Here is a 26,104-nt window from a genome sequence, read left to right on the forward strand (position 1 = left end):
CGTTGACGTAAGACTATCGGATCACAAGATAGATAGTTCTGTCGCCTCGCTGGATATTAAGCGCCAACACACCAGGTTGTTTTTCAAGAATCTCTCTAAACTCCGCAAGGTTCTTAACTGGCTGACGGTTTACCCCGATGATAATGTCACCTTCCAGGAGCTGATAGGCTTCTGCTGGCGAGCCTTGAGCAACACTCGATACTTTAACGCCCGTTGCAGAGTCACTCTCGGTTGTGTTGGTTAACTCTGCGCCGGCGAGTCCTTCGTGGAGCTTCTCAGCTTGTGTTTTGTTATTGGTGGATTCACCAAGTGTCACGTCAAAGGTCTTGTTGTTTCCGTCGCGAACCACGCCCAACTCTATTTGTTTTCCTGCGCCGAGTGTTGCGACTTTAGCTCTTAACTCGCTAAAGGTGTCAATGCGTTTACCATTAATAGAGACAATGATATCGCCCGCTTTCAGCCCTGCTTTATCTGCTGCGCTATCAGGGACAATTTGGCTAACAAACGCCCCCTTACTTGATTCGTAACCGAGAGCTTCTGCTAATTCAGAGGTTACTTCTCCGCCTTGAACGCCAAGCATGCCGCGTTTTACTTCACCGAAATCGAGAATTTGTTCTGTTAGGTTTGTCATCATATTGGATGGGATTGCAAAGCCGATACCGACATTACCTCCGTTAGGGCCAAGAATGGCAGTGTTGATACCAATCAGCTCACCGTTTAGGTTTACTAATGCACCGCCGGAGTTGCCGCTGTTGATTGCTGCATCGGTTTGAATGAAGTTTTCAAAGTTTTCTAGATTCAGACCGCTACGGCCGAGAGCTGAAACAATCCCGGATGTGACGGTTTGACCAAGCCCGAATGGGTTACCAATCGCGACACTAAAATCGCCGACTCTTAACTTGTCTGAATCTGCGACCTTTATTTGGGTAAGGTTCTTGGCTTCTTCCAATTTTAACAGTGCGATATCAGACATTTGGTCACCGCCGATAAGCTCGGCATCGTATTCTCGACCATCATGCAGTTTTACTTTGATATCGTCCGCACCATTGATGACATGGTAGTTAGTTACGATGTGGCCTTTCTTGGCGTCAATAATGACACCAGAGCCTAGCCCGCGGAATGGGCGCTCTCGTGTTTGTTCTGGACCAAAAAAGAATTGAAATTGTTCAGGGATTTGCTGACGTTGTACCTGTTTGCCTTCTACGGCAATACTAACCACAGCAGGGGTTACTTGTTCAAGCATAGGGGCAAGGCTTGGTAATTGTTCATTACCCACACTGAATGGCAGTGCGGCAGTCGCTTGAATGGGGGTGATGATTGAACTTAAGCTTAAAGTCAGTACTGATAAAGCAAGCAAAGGTTTTTTCATCATAAACTCCTCTCTAGTTAAGGTCTTAACCTTCTTATACGCATAATAAGTATGAGAAGTTTCAAATGACCTGAGTGAAAGTTATGACTCAAAAACCTTTGTAAAGTTCACAGAGTGTTAAATGTTTATGATGCTTTTGCTGTCACGACATCGGGCGCATCAATGATTTCTTTTTTCTGCTCGGTAAATAAACCCGTTGCGCCATTGGCGTAATCTTTTGGTTGTTCCTCAAGTGTCGCCTCTTTTGTTGAAGACTTCTCTTGTGGTTTGTCCGAATGGGCAGCGGCTGTTTTCACAAATGGGTTATCTTGCTCTGGCAGGTTAGGGATCAGCTCCGAGCTCGTTTTTTCCATGTGTTGGTACAGTTTTGTGTAGTCCTTACCTAGCGTGTCCAACATTTCTGCTGATTTCGCAAAGTGATCAGCCAGCTCTTGTCGCTGCTGTTCAAGGGCAAACTTTGCGCTATCTAATTCTTTCTGTACGTTCTTTTGTTTTTTATATTCAGGTGTCATGAGACGAGAAATAGCGACCCCTAAAATAACTCCGACTAGTAAACCGGCAACGGCATACATCCAAGGCATAACAGCTCCTTATTATTGTTTTTTAACATGTTTGTTACTGCTTAGTTACACGTGCTACGGCTCCATGTTACTATGAGAAAGCCGCAGTATAAAGAGAAATGCGTGTGCGCTAGTTAGCAGTTTGATGCTGCATTATTCACCACGTTACGTTATTTCTCGTACTATTTTGGCTTATTTTTATTTGCTGTCTGATATCGCTTTCATTGTGGAAATGTCGTCATGAATCCCATCCAAAAATACGAACAAGATATAAAAGAACATGGATTTCAAAGAGATCCAGCACAAGAGCAAGCCGTTAAATCTTTAGATGAACTCTTTCATCAATTCCAAGATTACATGAATACGCCCATTCCTCAACTGACTCGATTCCAGAAATTACTGGGCAAGAAGCCAGAACTGCCACAGCCACCCAAAGGTCTCTATTTTTGGGGCGGTGTTGGGCGAGGTAAAACGTACTTAATGGATACGTTCTATGATGCCTTGCCGACCACTAAAAAAATGCGCGTTCACTTTCACCGCTTTATGTATCGAGTGCATGATGAGTTGAAGGCACTAGGTAATGTTAGCGATCCATTGCCTTTAGTCGCAGATAAGTTGAAAGAAGAAGCGGACATTATCTGTTTCGATGAGTTCTTTGTTTCAGACATCACCGATGCGATGATCCTAGGAACTTTGTTTCAAGAGTTATTCGCTCGCAACGTTATCTTGGTCGCGACTTCTAATATTCCACCTGCGGACCTGTATCGCAACGGGTTGCAGCGAGCGCGTTTCTTACCAGCTATTAAGCTCATTCAAGACAACTGTCATATTCTTAATGTTGATAGTGGCATTGATTATCGTCTGCGCACCCTAGAACAGGCGGAAATTTATCATTACCCGCTAGATAACCAAGCGAATATCAATCTCGAAAAGTATTACGCTCAGCTCGTTGGCGAAGATAAAGAGAAACTTAAGCAGATTGAGGTTAATCACCGTCAATTAGATGTAGTCGAAGCGAGTGATGGGGTTCTGCATGGTACTTTTGCTCAGCTTTGTCAGTCGGCTCGTAGCCAGAACGACTATATTGAGTTGTCTCGGGTTTATCACACGGTTCTATTGGCTGATGTGCTGCAAATGGGGGCGACTTCCGATGACGCTGCAAGGCGCTTCATTGCGTTAGTTGATGAGTTCTATGAGCGTAATGTGAAACTGATTATTTCAGCGGAAGTGGAGTTAGAAAAGCTATACACCCATGGGCAGTTAGAGTTTGAATTTAAACGTTGTCAGTCGCGTTTAATTGAAATGCAGAGCCATGAGTATTTAGCAAAAGAACACTTAAGTTAGCTTTGATTATCTCGAATAAGAAATAGAATTAAAAAAATCGTGATTTTGTTCAAAAAGAGGTGATTTTTTCTTCGCTCTTCTCTATAATCCTGCGACCTACCGTTACTGCGGGCCTCTAGCGATGAGTAAAATCACGTTATGCCAAGAGTTTTCCAACACTCGAAGGGGTGATGAATGGTAACTCTTAGACAGTGGGAATACGCGAGTATTCCTTAAGTGTAAATTTTTTAAATAGGTAATTATTAGCATGAAAACTTTCGTTGCTAAACCAGAAACTGTAAAACGCGACTGGTATGTTGTAGACGCTGAAGGCAAAACTCTTGGCCGTCTAGCAAGTGAAATCGCTTCTCGCCTACGCGGCAAGCACAAAGCAGAATACACTCCTCACGTAGACACTGGTGATTACATCATCGTTGTTAACGCTGAGAAAGTTGCTGTAACTGGTAACAAAGCTAAGGGTAAGGTTTACTACCGTCACTCTGAGTTCCCAGGTGGTCTTAAAACTATCACTTTTGAAAAGCTAATTGCTAAGAAACCAGAAATGGTTCTAGAACTAGCAGTTAAAGGTATGCTTCCACGTGGTCCTCTAGGCCGCGCGATGTACCGTAAGCTTAAAGTGTACGCTGGTACTGAGCACAACCATGTTGCTCAACAGCCACAAGTACTAGACATCTAAGGGGATTATGAAAATGGCAGAGAATCAATACTACGGCACTGGTCGTCGCAAAAGCTCAGCAGCTCGTGTTTTCATCAAACCAGGCTCTGGTGAGATCGTAATCAACAAGCGTAGCCTTGATGTTTACTTCGGTCGTCCAACTTCTCGTATGGTTGTTAAGCAACCTCTTGAGCTAGTTGAACTAACTGAGAAACTTGACCTTTACATCACTGTTTCTGGTGGTGGTATTTCTGGTCAAGCTGGCGCAATCCGCCACGGTATCACTCGCGCTCTTATGGAGTACGATGAAACTCTACGTCCTGCTCTACGTGCAGCTGGTTACGTTACTCGTGACGCTCGTTGCGTTGAACGTAAGAAAGTTGGTCTACGTAAAGCACGTCGTAAACCTCAATTCTCTAAGCGTTAATTTTTCTTTACGAAAAAGTACACGCTCCCAGTTTTACGACTGGAATTGTGGTTCAAAGCTCGGCTATATGCCGGGCTTTTTGTTTTTATACCCCCTCTAAACGCTTTCCCTCCCTCGTTTTATTTCCAAATTCTTATATTTTGAAAGCTTTTGTAACCCAATGTGCGCTTTGCCTCATGATTGTTACAAAAAGGTAGCTTTATCTTGTCAAAAAGTAGGGTTTTATTTATCATTTGCCGTCAATAAATAGAACTAAATACATATTTTGTTAGCCATGCTCTTTAGTCGGAATTATTTCAATCCATAAGGAGCAAATGGGAGAATGTTTGGATGAGCAACGCGCCTTTAAATAACGGTCGCAGGCGTTTCTTAACCGCAACAACAGCCGTTGTTGGTGGTTTAGGAGCAGCTGCTGTAGCCGTGCCTTTTATTAAATCATGGAATCCGAGTGCCAAGGCGAAAGCTGCGGGCGCGCCGGTGGAAGTGGAAGTCAGCAAGTTAGAACCGGGACAAATGGTTCGTGTCGAGTGGCAAGGTAAACCTGTATGGGTTGTACGCCGTGCTGAGTCGGTACTAGAGAATCTAAAGTCTATCGGTGGTCAACTTCGTGACCCTCAATCTGAAGCTGAACAACAACCTGAATACGCACAGAACGAATTCCGTTCAATTAAGCCGGAATTCTTCGTTGCTGTTGGTTTCTGTACGCACTTAGGTTGTTCTCCAACTTACCTACCGGATTCTTTTGCAGAACAAGTTCAGGGTGTTAAGTCTGGTTTCTTCTGTCCTTGTCATGGTTCAAAGTTTGATATGGCAGGTCGAGTATTCCAAGGCGTACCAGCTCCATTGAACCTTGTTGTACCAAAGCATATGTATTTGAGTGACACTAAGATCATGATCGGTGTGGATGAGGGAGACGCGTAATGCAAGGATTGCTTGATTGGGTAGAGAAACGTCTACCCGCGATGAATGCTTACAAAAAGCATTTATCTGAATACCCAATGCCTAAGAACTTTAACTTTTGGTACCTCTTCGGTTCTTTGGCAATGTTGGTACTGGTTAACCAAATCCTTACGGGTATTTGGCTAACAATGAACTACGTACCGTCTGGTGAGGGTGCATTTGCTTCTGTTGAATATATCATGCGTGATGTGGAATACGGTTGGCTACTACGTTACATGCACTCAACAGGTGCTTCGGCATTCTTCGTTGTTATCTACCTGCATATGTTCCGTGGCTTAATTTACGGTTCTTACCAAAAACCTCGTGAGTTACTTTGGATCTTCGGTATGTTGATCTTCCTAGTGCTTATGGCTGAGGCTTTCATGGGTTACCTATTACCATGGGGTCAAATGTCTTACTGGGGTGCTCAGGTAATCATTTCTCTGTTTGGTGCGATCCCTGTTATTGGTGATGACCTAACGCTTTGGATCCGTGGTGACTACATCATCTCTGGTGCAACGCTGAACCGTTTCTTCGCACTGCATGTTATTGCTCTACCAATCGTACTTCTGCTGCTTATCGTTCTTCACGTACTAGCACTGCACGAAGTGGGTTCGAACAACCCAGATGGTATCGAGACGAAACTTCCTAAAGGTACAATGGGCGACGACTACAAAACTCAGTTCCCATTCCATAAGGATTACACTAAGAAATACGACATCATTGACTCTATTCCTTTCCACCCATACGGGACAGTGAAAGATATGGTTGGTGTTGCTGGTTTCCTATTCTTCTTCTGTTATGTGCTGTTCTTTAACCCTGAGATGGGTGGATTCTTCCTTGAGCCGCCAAACTTTGAAGCTGCTAACCCGCTGAAAACACCTGAGCACATCGCTCCGGTATGGTACTTCACGCCGTTTTACGCAATTCTACGTGCGGTTCCTGATAAGTTGCTAGGTGTTGTAGCAATGGGCGCATCGATTGTTGTGCTATTCCTACTGCCATGGTTCGACCGTTGTAAAGTGCGTTCTTACCGTTACCGTAGCAAACTGCATTTGATTAACATCATCCAATTCACAATAAGCTTTATTGCGCTTGGTGTACTTGGTGCGCTTCCAGCAACGCCAACATACACGCTACTGGCTCAAATCTTTAGCTTAGGTTATTTCATGTTCTTCGTTCTACTGTGGTTCTACAGTAAAAATGAAGCGACGAAACCATTACCAGAAAGGGTGACATTCAAATGAAAAAGTGGATTGTAATTTTATTTGCTATGTTGCCGTCACTGGCAATGGCAGCGGGTGCAAACGTACCATTAGACAAAGCGAACAATGATTTAACAGATAAAGCCTCATTGCAAAATGGCGCTAAGATGTTCATGAACTACTGTTTCGCTTGTCACTCAACGCAGTACCAGCGCTATGAACGTGTTGCGAATGATTTAGAGATTCCTGTTGATCTTATGAAGGAAAACCTGATTTTCGACCCTGAAGCGAAAATTGGTGATCTAATGGTTAATGCTATGCCTTCGGATCAAGCGGCAAGTTGGTTTGGTGCTCCGCCACCAGACCTAACACTGGTTGCTCGTGTTCGTGGCGCAGACTGGCTGTACACTTACCTTCGTACTTTCTATGAAGACCCGTCACGTCCATTTGGCGTGAACAACATTGTTTTCCCAAGCGTTGGTATGCCGCACGTTCTTGAAGAGCTGCAAGGTATCCCAACTCCAATCTACGATACGCATATGGTAGATGGTGAGGAAGTGACGGTTGTTGTTGGTACTGAGACTGATGGCTCTGGTGAATTAAGTGCTGGTGAATACGACGAAGCGGTTCGTGACCTAGTAAACTTCTTAGTATACTCGGGCGACCCTGTTCAACTTGAGCGTCACGCTATGGGTTGGTGGGTAATGGCCTTCTTAGTAATCTTCACTATCATTGTGATTTTGCTGAAGAAAGAGTATTGGCGTGATGTGCACTAATTGTGCTATAATACCGTGCTAATTCCCAAATTATGTTAATGTTCAATGGAGGCTTTAGGCCTCCATTGTTTTTATTTAAAGTGTACTGGAGGGCTCCATGGCTGTAGCTGCCAATAAACGTTCTGTAATGACTCTTTTCTCAAGTGCTTCTGATATGTATAGCCATCAGGTGCGCATCGTTCTTGCTGAAAAAGGCGTAAGTGTTGAAGTTGAGTTGGTTGATGAAAAAAATCTACCAGCAGAGCTTGTTGAACTGAACCCGTACAAATCAGTACCTACTCTTGTTGATCGTGAGCTTGCTCTATATGACTCAAAGATCATCATGGAATACCTAGATGAGCGTTTCCCTCATCCACCATTGATGCCTGTATACCCGGTTGCTCGTGGTAACAGTCGTCTAATGATGTACCGCATTGAGCGTAACTGGTATTCAGTTGCAGAGAAGATCGTTAAAGGCAATGCTGAAGAATCTGAAGCAGCTCGCGTTAAACTGCGCAACGACCTACTGACTCTTGCTCCTATCTTCGCTGAATATGAATACTTCATGAGCGAAGAGTTTAGCCTAATTGATTGTTACTTAGCTCCGCTACTATGGCGTTTACCTGAGCTTGGTATCGAACTAATTGGTCCTGGTTCTAAAGAGCTTAAGATTTACATGAACCGCGTATTCGAACGTGATTCATTCCTAGCTTCTCTAACTGAAGCTGAGCGTGAGATGCGACTCGTTCGCTAAGCGTTTATGGATATTTCTAATATGACTCCACGCCGACCATACATGCTTCGTGCATTTTATGAATGGCTGGTTGATAACGAACTAACTCCACACCTTGTTGTTGAAGCAACATTGCCGGGTGTGCGAGTTCCAGAAGAGTTTGTTCAAGATGGTCAGATCATTCTGAACATCGCGCCTCGTGCGGTTGGACAACTTGAACTGGGTAACGAAGCTGTGACGTTTAGTGCTCGCTTTAGTGGTCGTCCACACTCTGTGATCGTTCCGCTTTACGCAGTACAAGCGATTTATGCTCGTGAAAATGGTGCTGGTACCATGTTTGAACCTGAAGAGGCATACATGGAAACATTTGAAGAAGGGATTGAAGAAAGTCCTTTTGAAGAACCAGAAAAAGGCCCATCTTTGAGCGTAGCAACGGCAGATGTAGATGCTGAAGAGCCTGACTCAGATCCTGAACCACCTCGTCCAGCGAAAGGTCGCCCAAGCCTTCGTGTTATCAAATAACGTTAGTTAAATAACGAATCAAATAAAAAAGCAGCGATTCGTCGCTGCTTTTTCTTTTCTGCTAAATAGCATTTAATTGACTGGCTTGAGGCTAGTTAACGGCCGTCTCTTCTTCGCCATATTCAAACGCTCGAATGACCTGTTTTACGCCGGAGATGTTACGCGCAACTTCTGTTGCGATATCCGCGTGCTCTCGAGTGACCAGCCCAAGCAGGAATACTTCTGAGTCCTCAGTAATCACTTTTACTTTGATGCCGTTAAGCTCAGCATTAGCAAGCAGAGCTGACTTCACCTTAGTCGTAATCCAGCTGTCTTTGCTAATCGCGCTAACTGATAATGGCTCTTTCACTCGAATCTGGTTGTGTATGCTTTCGACACCGGCTACTTCTTTGGCTTGGCTCTCAAAAGCACGACGTTCAGCATCTGTTGTTGCTTGGCCCATTAACACCACAGAGCCGCGGTAAGAACTTGCAGTGACACGCACGCTACCTCGGTATGGCTGTTTATTAGTGATAGCTGCAACTTCAAATTCAATATTGTTGTCGTTCCAAATCTCTTTGGTGGTTCGCGTATCAGTGACCAGATTTGCAGTGGTTGCTGCACCAGCAATGAAAATGCCAGCACAACCAGACAGAGACAGTGTAAGTAGCGAAACACTAATCAGCTTAAACAGCCTTATAGAGGTTAATGATTTCATTGTGATGCTCCGTATATCACTCTTCGTGAGCAGGGAAGAGTACTTGATCGATTAGGTCACATAGGCAGTGTAGCGTCACCATGTGTACTTCATGAATGCGCGCTGTACGGTGTGAAGGAATACGAATTTCTACATCGTGTTCACCAAGCAGACCTGCCATCTCGCCACCATCTTTACCGGTAAAGGCGATGATTGTCATGTCGCGAGTTACCGCCGCTTCCATTGCCTTGATAATGTTCTTGCTGTTACCGCTAGTTGAGATAGCCAACAGAATATCGCCAGTCTGACCAAACGCACGTACCTGTTTAGAGAAAATCTCTTCGTAGTGGTAGTCGTTAGCCACAGCCGTTAGCGTGGTGTTGTCTGCTGTGAGAGCCATCGCTGGAAGGCTAGGGCGCTCTGTTTCAAATCGGTTGAGTAGGCACGATACAAATTGCTGAGCATTCGACGCCGAACCACCATTACCACAACAAAGAATTTTGTTTCCGTTAAGCAAGGTCGCAACCATAGCTTGAGCGGCATGCGTGATTGCGTCAGGCAGTGCTTCTGCAGCCGCAATTTGGATTTGAATACTTTCTGTGAAACTTTCTTTAATGCTGTCTAGCATGTTTATCCTTGGGTAATCGCGTTTTGAATCCAGTCGATAGTGTCATTCGGCCCTTCAATGGCAACAATATCAAACCTGAAATCTGTAGAGTGCACCGACAAGCCTTGCTGCATCAGCCAAATATTGGCTGTTTTGAGCAGCTTCTGTGACTTCTTGGCAGTCACCATTTCAGCGGCATGTCCGTAGCGGGTTTGCTTGCGGTATTTTACCTCGGCAAACACAAGTGTATTGTTATGGCGCATTATAAGATCAATCTCGCCACATTTTGCTATGAAGTTTTCTTCTATTAACGATAAACCGTGGTTAATCAGATAAGATTTTGCCACGGCCTCGTATTTATCACCCACTTGCTTGTGGGTGACGGTTGGTTTGGATAGGAACTTTCGGCTAAAAAGCCCCATGCTCTGCCCAGCTGATTTCACGTTGAACAACACAGTTGTTGTCGATGGTTAACACACCCGTTTCACCTAGAATGCTGTAACCTTGCACGGCTTTCATCTGTGGCAGTGCATCCATTAGGTAGTATGCATCCATTCCCAGTGCTTGCAGACGTTTTTGACCGTTTGAATGTGCAGGCCATAAGTCGTTTAGTTCTTTGTTAAGCTCGTTTTTGTTCTCAACCAATAATGGGATGTCGCTGTAGAACACACCAGTTAGGTCTTCATACTGCTTATCACCGCTGTTGCTGCGTGAGTTTGAGAAAAGAGCTGGTTGGCTAGCATCAGGGTTAATCGCCACTTCGATGAAGGGTTTGATTAGCGTTAGCTCTGAGTTTTTAGCCACAATGTAGACAGAATCGATATCGCGACGACTGCGTGGCTCTGTTTCCAGGTCTAGGTTCAGTAAACCATCCATTTGAGCGATACGCTGTTGGCTCTCTTGTAAGCCAAATACCTGATTTACATTACGTTGTAGTTGACGTTTGTCAGAGAACAAGCTGATAGCCACATCGTTGTTGCTGTACTTTTTCCACTCTTCTTTAAACGCTTGCTCAACACGCTCGCCTAAACGTCCTTTTGGCGCAAGGATAAGCGGGTACTTGTAGCCTTGAGCAAATAGGTATTTTGCAGCTTGAGCGACTTCTTGCTCTGGCGATAGAGCGAGATAGCAAATATTGGTATCAGGTTCTAGTTGCGTTGGAATGTTCAGAGCTAAAGCTGGAATCGAGTTCACGTGGTTTTTCTGTGCTTGTTGAAGCTTAGTGATGTTGCTCTTAATCAGCGGGCCAACGATGAAATCAACGTTGTTCTCTTCCAGTGTAGCTTTAATCTCAGCCGCACTTTGCACGTTGGTATCCATTACCGTCAGCGTTGCATCTTCTTCGCGTTCTTTGTCATTCATCATCGCAAAGATGAAACCGTCACGCACAAGTTGCGCCTGTTTGCCGTACTTGCCCGTTAGCGGTAGCAGCAGTGCTGTGCTGGTAGGCTTACTGATCTCTAGCGCTAAGATGTCGGTGATTGCTTGCGGTGTGTAAGTAGCAGCTGGGTGCTGAGGGTTCTCTGCGAGCCAATCAGACAGGGTTTCCTGTAGGTTTGGAAGGTTCGAGTTCAGCGTCTTCATGTAAATCGCCAGCTGTAACCAACCTGAAAGAACGTCTTCCGTAGGAGAAGTCTTAAGTTCTAAAATCTCATATTGTGAGTAGCTATTCAGGTTCTGCCAAATACGGTCAGCAGCTTGTTGCTGAAGCTCTTCGTCAGCATCTAGAAATTCTGAATAAAGAACTAACTCACGGCTTGCTTCAAAGTACTCGCTTTGCATTTCAGAAATGTTAGCGCGTAGCTCGTGATAATCTTTCCATTGCTCGTTAGGTAGTTTCCACCAAGGTTGAAAGTTTAGCTGGCTATAAGCTTGTTCTGGCTGTGAGTTATTCACCAGCAGTTGAGAACGAGCTAATTGCCACTCCGCTTGTTGAACTTCGCTCAGCTCTTGTTTTGCTAAGCGTTTGATAAGCAGGGTTGCTTGGTCGGTTTTTCCAGCTTGCACAGAAGCCTTAAGCGCCATGATTAACCAGTCGTTTTGTAGACTTCCTTTGCTACTATCGGCCTGCATCATGTAACTTTCAGTTGATTGCGCTGGATCTAGTGTAATATCAACGCTTGTTGGTGCTTGAGGACCTGAAGAACAAGCCGCCAATGTAATTGCTAATGCAATTGGAGTTAGTAAGCGTGGTACACTGAGTCTCTTATGGTTCATCGTTGCCATGAGTTCTTTAAATTCCGTATAAATTTGTATCTATATTAATCGTTGAAGTGATGGTAAACAAATGACAGATAACAAAACCTTGCTCACAGAGAGCCCAACTCTCTACATTGTGCCAACCCCAATCGGAAATTTGGGAGATATCACTCAAAGAGCAATTGAAGTTTTATCAAGTGTCGATGTTATTGCAGCTGAAGACACACGCCACACGGGTAAGCTGCTTGCTCACTTCAATATATCAACCAGAACGTTCGCCTTACATGATCATAATGAACAAACTAAAGCTCAAGTTCTAGTCGAAAAGTTATTAGAAGGCCAGTCTATCGCATTAGTCTCTGATGCGGGTACACCTTTAATCAGCGATCCAGGTTACCATCTTGTATCACAATGTCGTCAAGCGGGTGTGAGAGTTGTGCCACTTCCTGGTGCTTGTGCAGTGATTACGGCGTTAAGTGCGTCAGGTTTACCATCGGATCGTTTCAGCTTTGAAGGCTTCTTGCCACCGAAGAGTAAAGGCCGTAAAGATAAGTTCTTAGAAATCGCAAAAGCAGAGCGCACGTGCATTTTCTACGAATCACCACACCGTATTACGGACTCTCTGCAGGATATGCTAGAGATTCTTGGCCCTGACCGTGAGGTTGTGTTGGCGCGTGAGCTAACCAAAACCTTCGAAACTATCCAAGGTCTACCTCTTGGTGAGTTGATTGAGTGGATTGAAGAAGACGCTAACCGCAAGCGTGGTGAGATGGTGTTATTGATTCATGGTCACCGCGAAGAAGCGAGCACCGAACTGCCAGACGAAGCGACTCGCACGCTAGGTATTCTGACCAAAGAACTGCCTCTTAAAAAAGCGGCGGCGATGACGGCAGAAATCTACAATCTGAAAAAGAACGCTTTATACAAATGGGGCCTAGAGCATCTAGACAACTAGATACTTCTTTATAGAGTCGCTAACCAGTCTTGAAAAGCTTGTGAGGAGTGAGGGTAATACCGTCACTTCTCTTTTTTTGTCTTGAATTTGTGTGAAATTCGCACACTTGCTTAACGGTTTGCAGCATATTTGTGATCTCGCTAGACACTGCACACTAATCTCTATACAATCCGCCCTCGGAGTTGAACGGGTAATCGCTGCTTTGCTGATGTCCTTCGGGAGACTGACGTTGAGGTCCTTCGGGAAACTGACGTTGAAGTCCTTCGGGAGACTGGCAGAGGGGAGGAACGTCCGGGCTCCATAGAGCAGGGTGCCAGATAACGTCTGGGGGGCGCGAGCCCACGACAAGTGCAGCAGAGAGAAGACCGCCGATGGCCTCATTTCTTCGGAAGGGGCACAGGTAAGGCTGAAAGGGTGCGGTAAGAGCGCACCGTGCGACTGGCAACAGTTCGTAGCAAGGTAAACTCCACCCGGAGCAAGATCAAATAGGCCCTCACATTGCGTTGCTCGCGTATGGGGGCGGGTAGATTGCTTGAGCCTGTGAGCGATTGCAGGCCTAGACGAATGGTTACCGCCGCGCAAGCGGAACAGAACCCGGCGTATGTGTCAACTCCACCTATATAAAGAACCCATCATTACTTAACGGTAGTGATGGGTTTTTTGCTTTATATTGACGTAAATTATTTAGATTTCCTTAGAATCCTTCATCCTGATATGAGCTTGGGTCAAAAATTCCTAAAGCCTATACACAATATGGTGGAGATACAGCGTGAAATCAGTACACTAAAACGTTAATAGAACAAACTATTGCCGAACTAATGGCTCAATCCACTCACTGAGAAGACTATGACAGAAGCATTCAAACATATTTCAGTATTGCTTAACGAATCTATTGACGGACTTGCGATCAAACCTGACGGTACCTACATCGATGGTACTTTTGGCCGTGGTGGTCACAGCCGTACAATCCTGTCTAAACTGGGCGAGAATGGACGACTCTTTAGTATTGACCGCGATCCACAAGCGATTGCAGAAGCACAAAAGATTGATGACCCTCGTTTTACCATTATTCACGGCCCATTCTCAGGTATGGCTGAATATGCAGAGCGTTACGACTTAGTCGGTCAAGTGGATGGCGTATTACTGGATTTAGGTGTTTCTTCACCACAGTTGGATGACGCTGAGCGTGGCTTTAGCTTTATGAAAGACGGCCCGCTTGACATGCGTATGGATCCAACAACAGGTATTCCCGTATCTCAGTGGTTGCTTGAAGCCGATCTTGACGACATCACATGGGTTATCCGTGAGTTTGGTGAAGACAAACATGCTCGTCGTATCGCGAAAGGCATCATTGCTTATCAAGAGAATGAAGAGAACGAACCGCTAACGCGCACTGGCCAGTTGGCTAAGCTTATCTCAGATGTAGCGCCAAAAAGCTTCAAAGAGAAAAAGCACCCAGCAACACGTGCTTTCCAAGCATTCCGTATCTACATTAACAGTGAACTGGAAGAGATCGATACGGCACTAAAAGGCGCAGCAAGCATTCTTGCTCCAGAAGGTCGCTTGTCTGTTATCAGCTTCCATTCACTGGAAGATCGCATGGTGAAACGCTTTATCCGTAAAGAGAGCCAAGGCCCGCAAGTTCCACATGGCCTGCCACTAACAGAAGAGCAGATCAAAGCGCTAGGCAGTGCAGATCTTAAGCCAGTTGGCAAAGCGATCAAGCCATCGAAAGGCGAAGTGGATGAGAATACTCGTTCACGTAGCTCAGTATTACGAATCGCAGAAAAGCTATAGTCAATGAAGACCTCCAAACCAAACTTAGCCAAGATAATATTTTTTGATTTGATCTCGGTGGGCAAGGCCCCATTGATGCTTCTTATCTGTATCTTTGCGAGTGCGATGGGGGTCGTTCTTACGACACATATGTCACGTCAGGCGATCACGCAAAAAGACATGGCACTGGTGGAGCGAGAACAACTTGATGATGAGTGGCGAAATTTAATGCTTGAAGAGACGGCTCTGGCTGAACATAGCCGCGTTCAAGCATCGGCAAAAAGAGAGTTAGACATGAAACGTCCAGACTCTGACAAAGAAGTTGTGATCACACTGAAATGACCGGTAAAAAGGAAAAAGCACCCGCAAAACCCGTTAAGAAATCAACGAAAGAGCGTGTGAAGAGCGAAAAGGATTCGGATCCAATTCTTATTAAATGGCGTTTCAATGTCGTTATTGCTTTCGTGTTTCTTGCCTTTGCTGCACTGGTTGGTCGTGTGGCTTACATCCAAATCATTGAACCAGATAACTTAATTCGTCAGGGCGATCTTCGTTCCGTGCGTGTTAAGGCTATTCCTTCTGCTCGCGGCATTATCTCAGACCGCAATGGCGAGCCGCTTGCTGTGAGTGTGCCAGTTGAAGCGGTATGGGCCGATCCTAAGACGATTTTCGATAAAAATGGCATGGCTCAAATTGATCGTTGGTATGCGTTAGCCGATGTACTTGGCTTAGAACGACAATCGATGATCGATAAGATCTCTAGCAACAAATCTCGCCGATTTATTTACCTACAAAGACAAGTTAGCCCAGCGATGGCTAAGTATATTCGCGAGCTTAAGCTTGTGGGGGTTGGCCTTAAAGCAGAATCTCGACGTTACTACCCAGCAGGTGAAGTCAGTGCGCACCTTATCGGTGTGACCGGAATTGATGGACACGGCTTAGAAGGCGTTGAGCGCAGCTATGACAAATGGCTTACTGGCGAGGCCGGTAAGCGAACGATTCGTAAAGACCGTTATGGTCGTGTGGTTGAAAACATTGCTCTAGAAGAACGTGAAGAAGGCAAACCACTTGAGTTAACGATCGATCAACGACTACAAGCGATCGCCTACCGAGCGATAAAACAAGCCGTAGCCGATCATAAGGCGACTTCAGGCTCTGCAATCTTGTTGGACGTAAAAACTGGCGCTGTGTTGGCTATGGTTAATGCGCCTTCTTATAACCCGAACAATCGTGCTGACTTACAAAGCTTTAAGATGCGTAACCGCGTGCTTACCGATGCGATGGAGCCCGGCTCTACCGTGAAACCTTTCGTGGTTTTGGCGGCGCTAGAGAACGGTACCGCAGACCCTGACATCGTTATTGATACTGGCAACGGCATCATGCAGATCGGCGGTAGCCGTGTACGAGACTCTTCTAAAGTCGGTAAAGCTGATTTAGCGTTGATCCTCAAAAAGTCGAGTAACATCGGTGTGGCGAAACTGGCACTTAATATGCCTTTAGAAGCCCTGCTTGGGATGTACAGTTCCGTTGGTCTTGGCGAAATGTCAGGGCTGAACTTAATCGGTGAAACGAGCGGTATTTTCCCGAATCGCCGTCGCTGGTCTAAGTTTGAAATTGCAACATTATCATTCGGTTATGGTTTGTCTGTAACGCCGATGCAGTTGGCACATGCGTATGCGACGCTAGCCAATAAAGGCATGTATGAACCGATTCATATTATTAAGAGTAACGACCAAGACTTTTCTAAGCAGATCATCAAGCGCGAGAACGCGGAACTGGTGTTGAATATGCTAGAAGGGGTGACTCAAAAAGGCGGCACGGCAACAAGAGCTGCCGTTCCTGGTTACCGAGTTGCAGCAAAAACGGGTACGTCTCGTAAGGCTGAAGCTGGCGGGTACAGCGACGAATACATTGCGATTACCGCAGGTTTTGCCCCTGTTAGTGACCCAAGAGTCGCTCTGGTTGTTGTGGTCAATGAGCCTCAGGGTGACCTTTACTATGGTGGTTCAGTCGCTGCCCCAGTGTTTTCTGAAATCATGAAGGGCGCACTGCAAATTCTCAATGTCCCTGCTGATGAAAACAAATTTCAAGAATAGAGCCAATCAGGATTCAATATGAGTAATAGCCTCACGCTGTCATCTTTACTTTCTCCTTGGGGAGACTTCAGTTCACCTGAGCTAGATGCGATTGCTGTTGAGCAATTGGAGTTGGATAGCCGTGCGATCAAGGACGGTGATATCTTTGTTGCCATTGTTGGACATGCCGTTGATGGTCGTCGCTTTATCGACAAAGCAGTCGCTCAAGGTGCGAAAGCCGTCATTGCACAAGCGGGTGATGACAAAATTCATGGCTTAGTTGAGTGGCTAAATGCAGTGCCTGTTGTTTATGTCTCAGAGCTAAATTCAATTCTCTCTGAACTGGCTGGCCGAGTTTATTCTTCTCAAGCGACCAAACTGATTGGTGTTACTGGCACCAATGGCAAAACCACCATCACTCAATTGATTGCTCAATGGCTTGATCTTGTTGGTCAACGCTCTGCGGTAATGGGCACCACAGGTAATGGCTTCTTAGACAATCTAAAAACCGCGGCTAACACCACAGGCAACGCGATCGAAATACAGCGCACGCTGAGTGAGTTGGCTGAAGAAAACGCGGCTTACACCGCAATGGAAATCTCTTCTCATGGTTTGGTACAAGGTCGCGTTAAAGCCTTGAACTTCGAAGTGGGTGTATTCACTAATTTGAGCCGTGATCATCTTGATTACCATGGCACGATGGAAGAGTACGCGCTGGCTAAGAAGAGCCTGTTTACTGAGCACAAATGCAAGCACGCTGTCATAAACGTTGATGACGAAGTTGGCAAAGCGTGGATGACTGACTTATCGAATGCAATAGCTGTTTCATTGCTTCCACTGTCGGGCTACCAACAGTCGGTATGGGCATCTGATGTTGCTTATGCAGAAACCGGTATTCAGATGTCTTTTGATGGTAGCTGGGGGCAAGGTCAGCTTTCGGTGCCTTTAATTGGTCAGTTCAACGCATCAAATGTGTTGGTTGCCTTCGCTACTCTGCTTTCATTGGGCATTGATAAGCAAATCTTGGTCGACACAGCATCTCAACTTCAACCTGTTATTGGTCGTATGGAACTGTTCCAAGTTCCGAGCAAAGCAAAAATCGTCGTCGATTACGCGCACACGCCAGATGCTCTAGAAAAAGCACTAGCAGCGCTGCGTGTTCATTGCTCTGGAAAACTGTGGGCTATCTTTGGTTGCGGCGGTGACCGCGACACAGGTAAGCGGCCTATGATGGCAGCGACCGCAGAGCAGTTTGCCGATAAAATTATTATTTCAGATGACAACCCTCGCAGCGAAGATCCTGCCTTGATTGTCAAAGACATGCTAGCAGGCTTAAGCAACCCTGAGTCTGCATTTGTGGAACATGATCGCTACCAAGCGGTTAAGTTCGCGCTTGAACAGGCAGACAGCAATGACATTATTCTTTTGGCTGGTAAAGGTCATGAGGATTACCAAGTATTAAAAGACGAAACGATCCATTACTCAGATCGAGAATCTGCGCTTCAACTTTTAGGTATTTCATAATGATTGATGTATCACTCGAACAGATTTGTTCAGCGGTCAGCGGTGAGTTGATTGAAGCTGGCGACTCAAACACTAACGTAATTAATGCTGTTTCTACCGACACTCGCACGGTTGAAGAAGGCGCATTGTTTGTCGCTATCGTCGGAGAACGCTTTGATGCGCATGACTTTTGTCATCAAGCAGTTGAGGCTAATGCGAGCGCGTTGTTAGTCGAACGAAAACTTGACCTAAATATTACTCAAGTTGTTGTTGAAGACACTAAACTTGCTTTAGGTCAGCTAAGTGCTTGGATCCACAAACAATGTGACATACCAACCATGGCGATTACCGGAAGTTGTGGCAAAACGACCGTCAAAGAGATGGTGGCGAGCATTCTACAACAACGTGGCAAGGTGCTGTTTACGGCGGGTAACTTCAATAATGATATTGGTGTCCCATTAACTTTGTTGCGCAGTGAACCAAATGACGACTATGCCGTGATCGAACTGGGCGCGAACCACATTGGTGAAATTGCTTATACTACTCAGCTTGTGAAACCACAGGTTGCGTTGGTGAACAATGTCGCGGCGGCGCACCTCGAAGGTTTTGGTTCTATCGATGGCGTGAAGCAAGCGAAAGGCGAAATTTTTCAGGGGCTTGCTGCTGGTGATACTGCTATTGTTAACCTAGAGAGCAATGGTGGTGACTTCTGGAAAGGTGTGCTTGCAGATAAAAGCGTTCTGACCTTTTCTGAAAGTGATGACGCGGCAGATTACTTTGCGACAAATATTCGTATGAACGAGCAGGGTGAAGCTTGCTTTTGTATGCAGACCCCACTAGGTGCTATTGATGTCGAACTTGGCATTATTGGTCAGCACAATGTGGCAAATGCATTAGCAGCTGCAGCGTTGAGTATTCAATTTGGTGCCACGCTTGAAGAAGTAAAAAATGGTTTAGCGAACCTTATCTCTGTTAAAGGGCGAGTAGAGGTTCAGCAATTAAGTCAGAATATCAAGTTGATAGATGACAGTTACAACGCCAGCGTACCTGCTATGAAGGCGGCAGCCAAACTTCTGTCGAGCTTCAAAGGTCAACGTTGGTTGATTTTAGGCAACATGGCTGAATTAGGCGATGAAAGCCTTGCACTTCACCGTCAAGTCGGTGAATATGCTGCCCCATTCGCTTTTGAGCATGTACTCACTTACGGTGATGATACCAAGGTGATTAGTGAGGTCTGTAACGGTACCCACTTTGCAACGCATCAAGCGATGATCGCGCACATAGAGCAGCACTTATGCTTGCCAGAAAACGCGTCACATACCTTGTTGGTAAAGGGCGCGAATAGTGCAGGAATGAGTAAAATAGCCGCTGCTTTAAAGGAGAACTTTTCATGATAATTTGGCTTGCAGAGCTACTACAGCCACACTTTTCTTTTTTCCGTTTGTTCGAATACCTATCGTTTCGTGCAATCGCGAGTATTTTGACGGCTTTATGTCTGTCGCTGTGGATGGGACCTCGTTTAATTGAGCGTCTGCAAATGCTACAAATTGGCCAAGTTGTTCGTAACGATGGCCCTGAATCTCACTTTAGCAAACGTGGTACTCCAACCATGGGCGGCGTGATGATCTTAGCTGCCATCATTATTACAGTATTAATGTGGGCCGATCTTTCTAACCCTTACGTTTGGGCAGTATTGGTTGTCCTTGGTGGTTACGGTGCTGTTGGCTTTGTTGATGACTACCGTAAAGTAGTTCGTAAAAACACCGATGGCTTGATTGCGCGTTGGAAATATTTCTGGCAATCGGCGATTGCTTTAGTTGTGGCGTTTGCTCTGTATGCGCACGGACACGATACTGCGGCAACCCAGTTAGTTGTTCCTTTCTTTAAAGATGTGATGCCACAATTAGGTTTATTGTACATCGTACTGACATATTTTGTTATTGTGGGTACCAGTAACGCGGTAAACCTAACAGATGGCTTAGATGGTTTGGCTATTATGCCAACGGTTATGGTTGCTGCTGGTTTTGCTGTTATCGCTTGGGCGACAGGTAACGTTAACTTCGCGGCATACCTACACATTCCATACATCCCATACACCTCTGAACTGGTTGTGGTATGTACTGCTATCGTGGGTGCCGGCCTAGGTTTCCTATGGTTTAACACCTACCCAGCACAAGTATTCATGGGCGATGTTGGCTCTTTAGCACTAGGTGGTGCTCTGGGCGTGATTGCTGTGTTAGTTCGCCAAGAGTTGGTACTGGTTATCATGGGCGGTGTGTTTGTAATGGAAACCTTGTCAGTGATTTTACAGGTCGGTTCTTACAAACTGCGTGGTCAGCGTATTTTCCGCATGGCACCGATTCACCACCACTACGAATTGAAGGGCTGGCCGGAGCCGCGCGTAATCGTGCGTTTTTGGATCATCTCAATGGTATTAGTACTGGTTGGTCTAGCGACACTGAAAGTTCGTTAACCCTATGCGAGCCTCTGTCATAGAGGCTCTTTAAAACTATTAAGAGCATCTTGTTTAAATGGAACGTTGGCAAAATATTCAAAATGTAGTGGTTGCGGGGCTCGGTATTACCGGGCTCTCTGTCGTTAAACATCTCGTAAAATATCAGCCTCATACTCGTGTGAAGGTGATTGATACTCGAGAGCTGCCACCAGGAAAGGAATCTTTACCTGAATCGGTAGAGCTGCATTCAGGAAGTTGGAATAGCCAATGGTTGGCTGAGGCTGACTTAGTGGTTGCTAATCCAGGTATCGCCTTAGCGACACCGGAAATTCAAGATGTGCTTCAAGCTGGAACGCCTGTCGTTGGTGACATCGAACTGTTTGGATGGGCGGTAGATAAGCCTGTCGTAGCGATTACTGGTTCAAACGGTAAGAGTACCGTGACGGATCTCACTGGTGTGCTCGCTAAAGCCGCAGGCCTTAACGTTGGTGTCGGTGGCAACATTGGCATTCCTGCTTTAGACCTCTTAGAACTTGATGCCGATTTATATGTTCTTGAACTTTCAAGCTTTCAGTTAGAGACCACATCGAATCTGAACCTTGCAGCGGCAGCCTTTTTGAACCTGTCAGAAGATCATATGGATCGTTATGAAGGCATGGCCGATTACCGCGAGGCTAAGCTAAGAATCTTTAACAATGCTCAATATGCGATAGTAAACCGCGACGACAAAGAGACGTATCCAGACCACAACATGTCATTAGTAACATTTGGGCTCGATGAACAAGAGTTTGGTGTGGCGACAGTTGATGGCACTGAATGGTTAATGGACAACGGAAAGCCTGTACTTGCTACCCAAGATTTAACATTGGTTGGACGTCATAATGTGGCAAATGCGTTAGTCTCGCTAGCACTATTGAAGCAAGTCGGTATCGACTACAGTAAGAGCTTTGAAGCTTTGAAAGCTTACAACGGTTTGACTCATCGCTGTCAAGTAGTGGCTGACAAGCACGAAACAAAATGGGTTAACGACTCCAAAGCGACCAATGTAGCCAGTACATTAGCGGCTCTGTCGGGTTTAGAGTGCCAAGGTACTCTGTATCTTTTGGTTGGTGGTGTTGGTAAAGGTGCTGATTTCAGTGAGCTTAAACCAGTGTTGTCGCAACTAGAGCGCGTTCAACTGTGTTGTTTTGGTGAAGATGCTGCGCAATTTATGCCGCTGCATCCATCTGCACAAAAGTTCGAGACCATGCAGCAGATAATCGAATCTATCTCACCACTACTGGTGGCTGGAGATATGGTGATGCTCTCTCCTGCGTGCGCAAGCTTCGATCAATTTAATAATTTCATGGCAAGAGGTGATGCGTTCACTGAACTTGCTTATGAGTATGCCTAACGTGTTGAAGGACTAACATTCAGTGCAAAGAGTGAAAGAGATCAATCAATCTATTTGGCAATGGCTTAACCGTGCCACACCAGAGGCGCTCTACGATCGTCAATTGGTATGGATTGCTCTTGGACTGATGCTAACGGGGTTAGTGATGGTAACGTCGGCTTCGTTTCCTATCAGTGCTCGTTTAACTGATCAGCCGTTTCACTTTATGTTCCGTCATGCCATCTTCCTTGTGTTGGCATTAGGCGTCTCCAGCGTCATATTGCAAATCCCGATGCAGCGCTGGTTTCAATACAGTATGTATCTACTGGGCTTGTCCTTCTTCTTGCTGATTGTGGTACTGGCCGTCGGTAAGTCGGTTAACGGCGCATCGCGTTGGATCCCGTTAGGGCTATTTAACTTACAACCTGCTGAAGTCGCCAAGCTATCGCTGTTTATCTTTATGGCGGGCTACTTGGTTCGTAAACAAGACGAAGTGAGGAAAACCTTCTTTGGTGGTTTTGGTAAACCGATCATGGTGTTCGGCGCCTTTGCGGTATTGCTACTTGGTCAACCCGATTTAGGTACCGTAGTCGTGATGTTGGTTACTCTGTTTGGGATGCTATTCATAGCTGGTGCCAAGCTTTCACAGTTTATCGCCTTGATGGTGGCGGGTATTGCTGCGGTCGTCGGTTTGATTGTTATAGAACCTTATCGTGTTCGACGTGTTACCTCGTTCTGGGAACCTTGGAATGACCCATTCGGTAGTGGTTATCAGCTAACTCAGTCATTGATGGCGTTCGGCCGTGGCGACTGGATGGGACAAGGCCTTGGTAACTCAATTCAGAAGCTTGAATACCTACCCGAAGCGCATACCGACTTTGTATTTGCTGTGTTGGCAGAAGAGTTGGGTTTTGTTGGCGTAACCTTAGTATTGATGCTGATCTTTAGCTTGGTTTTTAAAGCCATTCTTATTGGTAAAAAGGCCTTTGAAAACGATCAAGTGTTCAGTGGTTATCTGGCATTTGGCATCGGTATTTGGTTTGCTTTTCAAACGCTTGTTAACGTGGGTGCTGCGTCAGGTATCGTCCCGACCAAAGGTCTAACCTTGCCGCTGATCAGCTATGGTGGTTCAAGTCTTATTGTGATGTCAGTGGCGGTTTCTATGCTGCTGCGTATTGATCATGAATGCCGAGTGCAACAAAAAGAACAAGCCGACAATCAAAACGAATTAGTAGAATAAGAATCTAACGTGATGAAACAAAACAAAAAACTTTTAGTGATGGCTGGTGGTACTGGCGGTCACGTTTTTCCAGGGTTAGCGGTAGCTAAAAAGCTTCAGCAACAAGGCTGGGAGATTCGCTGGTTAGGAACTGCAGACAGAATGGAAGCGGATTTGGTACCAAAGCATGGTATTGAGATCGACTTCATTAAAGTGAAAGGCCTGCGTGGTCAAGGCATTAGCAAGTTAATTAAAGCACCGTTCCAGATTATTAATGCCATACTTCAAGCAAGACAGCACATTAAAGCATGGCAGCCTGATGTGGTGCTTGGAATGGGGGGGTACGTGAGTGGCCCAGGTGGTATCGCGGCATGGTTGTCTGGTATTCCAGTGGTGTTGCATGAACAAAATGCAGTGGCAGGTTTAACCAACCAATGGCTGTCTAAGATTGCTAAAAAGGTTTTCCAGGCTTTCCCAGGCGCATTCCCGACTGCTGAAGTCGTGGGTAACCCAGTACGCGAAGATGTTGTTGCCTTAGCTGACCCCGAGCAACGCATGGCAGAGCGTGAAGGTTATATCCGTATCTTGGTTATGGGCGGTAGTCAGGGCGCAAAAATCCTGAACGATACCTTGCCAGTTACCATGGCTCAGCTTGGCGAAGGCTTCACTGTGATGCATCAAGCGGGTAAGAACAACCAGCAGCAAGTGATTGAACAATATAAATCACATTCTGTAGATAATGTTCAAGTGACTGAATTTATTGATGATGTGGCGCAAGCTTATGAGTGGGCAGATCTATTAGTGTGTCGCTCAGGTGCATTAACCGTATCAGAAGTGTCTGCGGCCGGTGTGGGTTCTATCTTCATTCCGTTTATGCACAAAGACAGACAGCAAGCGCTGAATGCCGATCACTTAGTTGAATGTGGCGCCGCGTTAATGATTGAACAGCCTCAACTAACGGCTGATAAGCTAGCGAACGCTATCGCTCAGCTTGGTAGAAATGAATTAAAAATGATGGCAACCAAAGCTCGTCAAGCAGCCAAGCTTGATGCTGACGTGACCGTCGCTGAAGCGATCAAAGCTTTAGCAAAATAATGAGATTGAATTGATGACGATTGAACATACCCAAGACTTAGCGCAAATCCGTGCAATGGTGCCAGAGATGCGCCGTGTTAAATCTATCCACTTCATTGGTATTGGTGGTGCTGGAATGAGCGGGATTGCTGAAGTCTTGCTCAATGAAGGCTACCAGATCACGGGTTCTGATATTGCTCAAAATCCAGTGACCGATCGTTTAGTTAGTAAGGGTGCGACCGTTTACATCGGTCACCAAGCAAGTAACGTTGCCGACGCAAGTGTGGTAGTGGTTTCAACCGCTATCAACGAAGAAAACCCAGAAATTATTGCTGCTCGTGAAGCGCGCACACCTATCGTTCGTCGTGCAGAAATGTTGGCTGAGCTGATGCGTTTTCGTCATGGCATTGCTGTGGCAGGTACGCACGGTAAAACAACCACAACAGCGCTAGTGACGCAGATTTACTCGGAAGCAGGTCTAGATCCAACCTTCGTCAACGGTGGTTTGGTGAAAAGTGCAGGTACTAACGCTCGTTTAGGTTCAAGCCGTATTCTTATCGCTGAAGCCGATGAAAGTGATGCGTCATTCTTACACCTGCAACCTATGGTGAGCATCGTCACTAATATCGAAGCTGACCACATGGATACCTACGGTGGCGATTTCGAAACACTAAAGCAGACGTTTATTGATTTCTTACACAACCTACCGTTCTACGGTCAGGCAGTGATGTGTGTTGATGACCCTGTTGTACGTGAGCTTATCCCTCAGGTAAGCCGCCAAGTGATTACTTACGGTTTCTCAGAAGATGCAGATATTCGCATTGAGAACTATGTACAAGAAGGTCAGCAAGGCAAGTTCACCGTGGTGCGTGAAGGTAAAGCTAACCTTGATATCACATTGAACATTCCGGGTCGTCATAATGCACTGAACGCGTCAGCGGCGATTGCTGTTGCAACAGAAGATGACATCAGTGATGAAGCGATTCTAAAAGCGATGGCGGGAACCGAAGGTACTGGTCGCCGTTTCGATCACCTTGGTGAGTACGAAACAGGTAAAGGCGTTGCAATGTTGGTTGATGATTACGGTCACCACCCAACGGAAGTTGACGTGACGATTCAAGCTGCACGAAGTGGCTGGGCTGACAAACGTCTTGTGATGATCTTCCAACCGCACCGTTATAGCCGTACTCGCGATCTGTATGATGATTTCGCGAACGTTCTTGAGCAGGTTGATGTTTTAATCTTATTAGATGTCTACTCTGCAGGTGAGAAACCTATTGCAGGGGCCGACGGACGTTCATTGAGTCGAACTATTCGCGGGCGTGGTAAGATAGATCCAATCTTTGTTGCCGATATCAACGCACTACCATCGGCTTTAGCCAACGTAATTCAAGGTGGTGACCTTGTGTTAACGCAGGGTGCAGGGGATGTTGGTCGAGTAGCGAAGCAGTTGGAATCGTTACAGTTAGACATTAATAAAATGCAGAACGCGTAACAGAATACTGTCTACAGACTGTGGTCAATCGCTCACTTCTTGCGATTGACCTAAAATTGACCAAAAATCTTATTATCAACGTTTGATAGTTTGATTTTGCTCAGTATAATTCATAGGTTAAAGTAAGTGCTTTTACCTCTATTACGAAGATAGGGAATAGAATTGCGAACCAACGACAGGGAATGCGGG

25 protein-coding genes and 1 other RNA gene are annotated in these 26,104 nt (G+C 45.7%); 20 read left to right on the forward strand and 6 right to left on the reverse strand.

The window, feature by feature from the left end:
* Nucleotides 1-13: 13 nt before the first annotated feature.
* Entirely contained in the window at nt 14-1,369 is a 1,356-nt protein-coding gene (locus tag BCT34_RS10175; protein ID WP_076651453.1) for a DegQ family serine endoprotease, read from the reverse strand.
* Between the two features lie 125 nt (nt 1,370-1,494).
* Complete coding sequence (gene zapG / locus BCT34_RS10180; protein WP_076651452.1) at nt 1,495-1,950, reverse strand: Z-ring associated protein ZapG; 456 nt, start codon at nt 1,948-1,950, stop codon at nt 1,495-1,497.
* A 219-nt stretch (nt 1,951-2,169) separates the two neighbouring features.
* Between zapG and zapE the strand changes: the two genes are divergently transcribed.
* From zapE to sspB, 8 genes are all read left to right on the forward strand, one after another.
* On the forward strand, nt 2,170-3,273 hold the full coding sequence (gene zapE / locus BCT34_RS10185) for a cell division protein ZapE (RefSeq protein ID WP_076651451.1): 1,104 nt from the start codon (nt 2,170-2,172) through the stop codon (nt 3,271-3,273).
* A 247-nt stretch (nt 3,274-3,520) separates the two neighbouring features.
* Complete coding sequence (gene rplM, locus BCT34_RS10190) at nt 3,521-3,949, forward strand: 50S ribosomal protein L13 (protein ID WP_010434689.1); 429 nt, start codon at nt 3,521-3,523, stop codon at nt 3,947-3,949.
* A 13-nt stretch (nt 3,950-3,962) separates the two neighbouring features.
* Nucleotides 3,963-4,355 carry a 30S ribosomal protein S9 gene (rpsI, locus tag BCT34_RS10195; RefSeq protein ID WP_004740758.1) on the forward strand — a complete coding sequence of 131 codons (393 nt, stop codon included), beginning with the start codon at nt 3,963-3,965 and terminating at the stop codon, nt 4,353-4,355.
* Between the two features lie 330 nt (nt 4,356-4,685).
* Entirely contained in the window at nt 4,686-5,276 is a 591-nt protein-coding gene (petA, locus tag BCT34_RS10200) for a ubiquinol-cytochrome c reductase iron-sulfur subunit (protein WP_017061434.1), read from the forward strand.
* On the forward strand, nt 5,276-6,541 hold the full coding sequence (locus BCT34_RS10205; RefSeq protein ID WP_017061435.1) for a cytochrome bc complex cytochrome b subunit: 1,266 nt from the start codon (nt 5,276-5,278) through the stop codon (nt 6,539-6,541). The genes petA and BCT34_RS10205 overlap by 1 nt, the downstream gene beginning before the upstream one ends.
* Entirely contained in the window at nt 6,538-7,275 is a 738-nt protein-coding gene (locus BCT34_RS10210; protein WP_048614931.1) for a cytochrome c1, read from the forward strand. Before BCT34_RS10205 ends, BCT34_RS10210 begins: the two co-directional genes overlap by 4 nt.
* Nucleotides 7,276-7,372: 97 nt before the next feature.
* On the forward strand, nt 7,373-8,008 hold the full coding sequence (gene sspA / locus BCT34_RS10215) for a stringent starvation protein SspA (RefSeq protein WP_009848943.1): 636 nt from the start codon (nt 7,373-7,375) through the stop codon (nt 8,006-8,008).
* Between the two features lie 6 nt (nt 8,009-8,014).
* Nucleotides 8,015-8,509: a ClpXP protease specificity-enhancing factor gene (gene sspB / locus BCT34_RS10220; RefSeq protein ID WP_076651450.1), complete on the forward strand. Its 495-nt coding sequence runs from the start codon at nt 8,015-8,017 to the stop codon at nt 8,507-8,509.
* 91 nt (nt 8,510-8,600) lie between these two features.
* Here the strand turns inward: sspB and BCT34_RS10225 are convergent, their stop codons facing one another.
* From BCT34_RS10225 to BCT34_RS10240, 4 genes are read right to left on the reverse strand one after another with little or no spacing between them, the layout of a single operon-like run.
* Nucleotides 8,601-9,206, reverse strand: a complete 606-nt coding sequence (locus BCT34_RS10225; RefSeq protein WP_076651449.1) for a BON domain-containing protein — start codon at nt 9,204-9,206, stop codon at nt 8,601-8,603.
* A 16-nt stretch (nt 9,207-9,222) separates the two neighbouring features.
* Nucleotides 9,223-9,813 carry a phosphoheptose isomerase gene (locus tag BCT34_RS10230; RefSeq protein ID WP_004729817.1) on the reverse strand — a complete coding sequence of 197 codons (591 nt, stop codon included), beginning with the start codon at nt 9,811-9,813 and terminating at the stop codon, nt 9,223-9,225.
* Between the two features lie 2 nt (nt 9,814-9,815).
* Nucleotides 9,816-10,214, reverse strand: coding sequence for a YraN family protein (locus BCT34_RS10235; protein WP_076651448.1), 399 nt, complete (start codon nt 10,212-10,214; stop codon nt 9,816-9,818).
* Nucleotides 10,201-12,018: a penicillin-binding protein activator gene (locus tag BCT34_RS10240; RefSeq protein WP_076651447.1), complete on the reverse strand. Its 1,818-nt coding sequence runs from the start codon at nt 12,016-12,018 to the stop codon at nt 10,201-10,203. Before BCT34_RS10240 ends, BCT34_RS10235 begins: the two co-directional genes overlap by 14 nt.
* 61 nt (nt 12,019-12,079) lie before the next feature.
* Here BCT34_RS10240 and rsmI point away from each other — a divergent pair, with 61 nt between their 5' ends.
* The 12 genes from rsmI (at nt 12,080) to murC (ending at nt 25,915) form a co-directional block, all read left to right on the forward strand.
* Nucleotides 12,080-12,946 (forward strand): 16S rRNA (cytidine(1402)-2'-O)-methyltransferase, encoded by an 867-nt coding sequence (gene rsmI / locus BCT34_RS10245; RefSeq protein WP_076651446.1) that lies wholly within the window; start codon nt 12,080-12,082, stop codon nt 12,944-12,946.
* 178 nt (nt 12,947-13,124) lie between these two features.
* Nucleotides 13,125-13,564, forward strand: an RNA gene (gene rnpB / locus BCT34_RS10250) — RNase P RNA component class A.
* Between the two features lie 228 nt (nt 13,565-13,792).
* A complete protein-coding gene (gene rsmH / locus BCT34_RS10255) occupies nt 13,793-14,743 on the forward strand; it encodes a 16S rRNA (cytosine(1402)-N(4))-methyltransferase RsmH (protein ID WP_076651094.1) in 951 nt (316 codons plus the stop codon).
* Nucleotides 14,744-14,746: 3 nt separating this feature from the next.
* Entirely contained in the window at nt 14,747-15,064 is a 318-nt protein-coding gene (ftsL, locus tag BCT34_RS10260; protein WP_076651095.1) for a cell division protein FtsL, read from the forward strand.
* A complete protein-coding gene (locus tag BCT34_RS10265; protein WP_048658027.1) occupies nt 15,061-16,818 on the forward strand; it encodes a penicillin-binding transpeptidase domain-containing protein in 1,758 nt (585 codons plus the stop codon). Before ftsL ends, BCT34_RS10265 begins: the two co-directional genes overlap by 4 nt.
* 18 nt (nt 16,819-16,836) lie before the next feature.
* Nucleotides 16,837-18,321: a UDP-N-acetylmuramoyl-L-alanyl-D-glutamate--2,6-diaminopimelate ligase gene (gene murE / locus BCT34_RS10270; protein ID WP_076651096.1), complete on the forward strand. Its 1,485-nt coding sequence runs from the start codon at nt 16,837-16,839 to the stop codon at nt 18,319-18,321.
* On the forward strand, nt 18,321-19,694 hold the full coding sequence (gene murF / locus BCT34_RS10275) for a UDP-N-acetylmuramoyl-tripeptide--D-alanyl-D-alanine ligase (RefSeq protein WP_076651097.1): 1,374 nt from the start codon (nt 18,321-18,323) through the stop codon (nt 19,692-19,694). The genes murE and murF overlap by 1 nt, the downstream gene beginning before the upstream one ends.
* Nucleotides 19,691-20,773 (forward strand): phospho-N-acetylmuramoyl-pentapeptide-transferase, encoded by a 1,083-nt coding sequence (gene mraY, locus BCT34_RS10280; protein ID WP_048658030.1) that lies wholly within the window; start codon nt 19,691-19,693, stop codon nt 20,771-20,773. Before murF ends, mraY begins: the two co-directional genes overlap by 4 nt.
* A 58-nt stretch (nt 20,774-20,831) precedes the next feature.
* Nucleotides 20,832-22,148 carry a UDP-N-acetylmuramoyl-L-alanine--D-glutamate ligase gene (gene murD / locus BCT34_RS10285; protein WP_076651098.1) on the forward strand — a complete coding sequence of 439 codons (1,317 nt, stop codon included), beginning with the start codon at nt 20,832-20,834 and terminating at the stop codon, nt 22,146-22,148.
* Between the two features lie 22 nt (nt 22,149-22,170).
* Entirely contained in the window at nt 22,171-23,367 is a 1,197-nt protein-coding gene (gene ftsW / locus BCT34_RS10290; RefSeq protein ID WP_076651099.1) for a cell division protein FtsW, read from the forward strand.
* 12 nt (nt 23,368-23,379) lie between these two features.
* The gene (murG, locus tag BCT34_RS10295; RefSeq protein ID WP_076651100.1) at nt 23,380-24,441 is read left to right on the forward strand and encodes an undecaprenyldiphospho-muramoylpentapeptide beta-N-acetylglucosaminyltransferase; all 1,062 of its coding nucleotides are present in this window, start codon (nt 23,380-23,382) and stop codon (nt 24,439-24,441) included.
* A 13-nt stretch (nt 24,442-24,454) separates the two neighbouring features.
* Nucleotides 24,455-25,915, forward strand: a complete 1,461-nt coding sequence (gene murC, locus BCT34_RS10300) for a UDP-N-acetylmuramate--L-alanine ligase (RefSeq protein ID WP_076651101.1) — start codon at nt 24,455-24,457, stop codon at nt 25,913-25,915.
* Nucleotides 25,916-26,104 lie beyond the last annotated feature (189 nt).

Origin of the sequence: Vibrio sp. 10N.261.45.E2 (assembly GCF_002875705.1) — a bacterium.
Taxonomy (GTDB): Bacteria; Pseudomonadota; Gammaproteobacteria; order Enterobacterales; family Vibrionaceae; genus Vibrio.

Coding starts and splice junctions, on each gene's coding strand:
- murD (WP_076651098.1), top strand. CDS start 20,832: ATGGAACGTTGGCAAAATATTCAAAATGTAGTGGTTGCGGGGCTCGGT.
- BCT34_RS10210 (WP_048614931.1), top strand. CDS start 6,538: ATGAAAAAGTGGATTGTAATTTTATTTGCTATGTTGCCGTCACTGGCA.
- BCT34_RS10235 (WP_076651448.1), bottom strand. CDS start 10,214: ATGGGGCTTTTTAGCCGAAAGTTCCTATCCAAACCAACCGTCACCCAC.
- rsmH (WP_076651094.1), top strand. CDS start 13,793: ATGACAGAAGCATTCAAACATATTTCAGTATTGCTTAACGAATCTATT.
- BCT34_RS10225 (WP_076651449.1), bottom strand. CDS start 9,206: ATGAAATCATTAACCTCTATAAGGCTGTTTAAGCTGATTAGTGTTTCG.
- murC (WP_076651101.1), top strand. CDS start 24,455: ATGACGATTGAACATACCCAAGACTTAGCGCAAATCCGTGCAATGGTG.
- mraY (WP_048658030.1), top strand. CDS start 19,691: ATGATAATTTGGCTTGCAGAGCTACTACAGCCACACTTTTCTTTTTTC.
- sspA (WP_009848943.1), top strand. CDS start 7,373: ATGGCTGTAGCTGCCAATAAACGTTCTGTAATGACTCTTTTCTCAAGT.
- murF (WP_076651097.1), top strand. CDS start 18,321: ATGATTGATGTATCACTCGAACAGATTTGTTCAGCGGTCAGCGGTGAG.
- murE (WP_076651096.1), top strand. CDS start 16,837: ATGAGTAATAGCCTCACGCTGTCATCTTTACTTTCTCCTTGGGGAGAC.
- sspB (WP_076651450.1), top strand. CDS start 8,015: ATGGATATTTCTAATATGACTCCACGCCGACCATACATGCTTCGTGCA.
- zapE (WP_076651451.1), top strand. CDS start 2,170: ATGAATCCCATCCAAAAATACGAACAAGATATAAAAGAACATGGATTT.
- rsmI (WP_076651446.1), top strand. CDS start 12,080: ATGACAGATAACAAAACCTTGCTCACAGAGAGCCCAACTCTCTACATT.
- ftsL (WP_076651095.1), top strand. CDS start 14,747: ATGAAGACCTCCAAACCAAACTTAGCCAAGATAATATTTTTTGATTTG.
- BCT34_RS10205 (WP_017061435.1), top strand. CDS start 5,276: ATGCAAGGATTGCTTGATTGGGTAGAGAAACGTCTACCCGCGATGAAT.
- murG (WP_076651100.1), top strand. CDS start 23,380: ATGAAACAAAACAAAAAACTTTTAGTGATGGCTGGTGGTACTGGCGGT.
- petA (WP_017061434.1), top strand. CDS start 4,686: ATGAGCAACGCGCCTTTAAATAACGGTCGCAGGCGTTTCTTAACCGCA.
- zapG (WP_076651452.1), bottom strand. CDS start 1,950: ATGCCTTGGATGTATGCCGTTGCCGGTTTACTAGTCGGAGTTATTTTA.
- BCT34_RS10175 (WP_076651453.1), bottom strand. CDS start 1,369: ATGAAAAAACCTTTGCTTGCTTTATCAGTACTGACTTTAAGCTTAAGT.
- BCT34_RS10230 (WP_004729817.1), bottom strand. CDS start 9,813: ATGCTAGACAGCATTAAAGAAAGTTTCACAGAAAGTATTCAAATCCAA.
- rplM (WP_010434689.1), top strand. CDS start 3,521: ATGAAAACTTTCGTTGCTAAACCAGAAACTGTAAAACGCGACTGGTAT.
- rpsI (WP_004740758.1), top strand. CDS start 3,963: ATGGCAGAGAATCAATACTACGGCACTGGTCGTCGCAAAAGCTCAGCA.
- BCT34_RS10240 (WP_076651447.1), bottom strand. CDS start 12,018: ATGGCAACGATGAACCATAAGAGACTCAGTGTACCACGCTTACTAACT.
- BCT34_RS10265 (WP_048658027.1), top strand. CDS start 15,061: ATGACCGGTAAAAAGGAAAAAGCACCCGCAAAACCCGTTAAGAAATCA.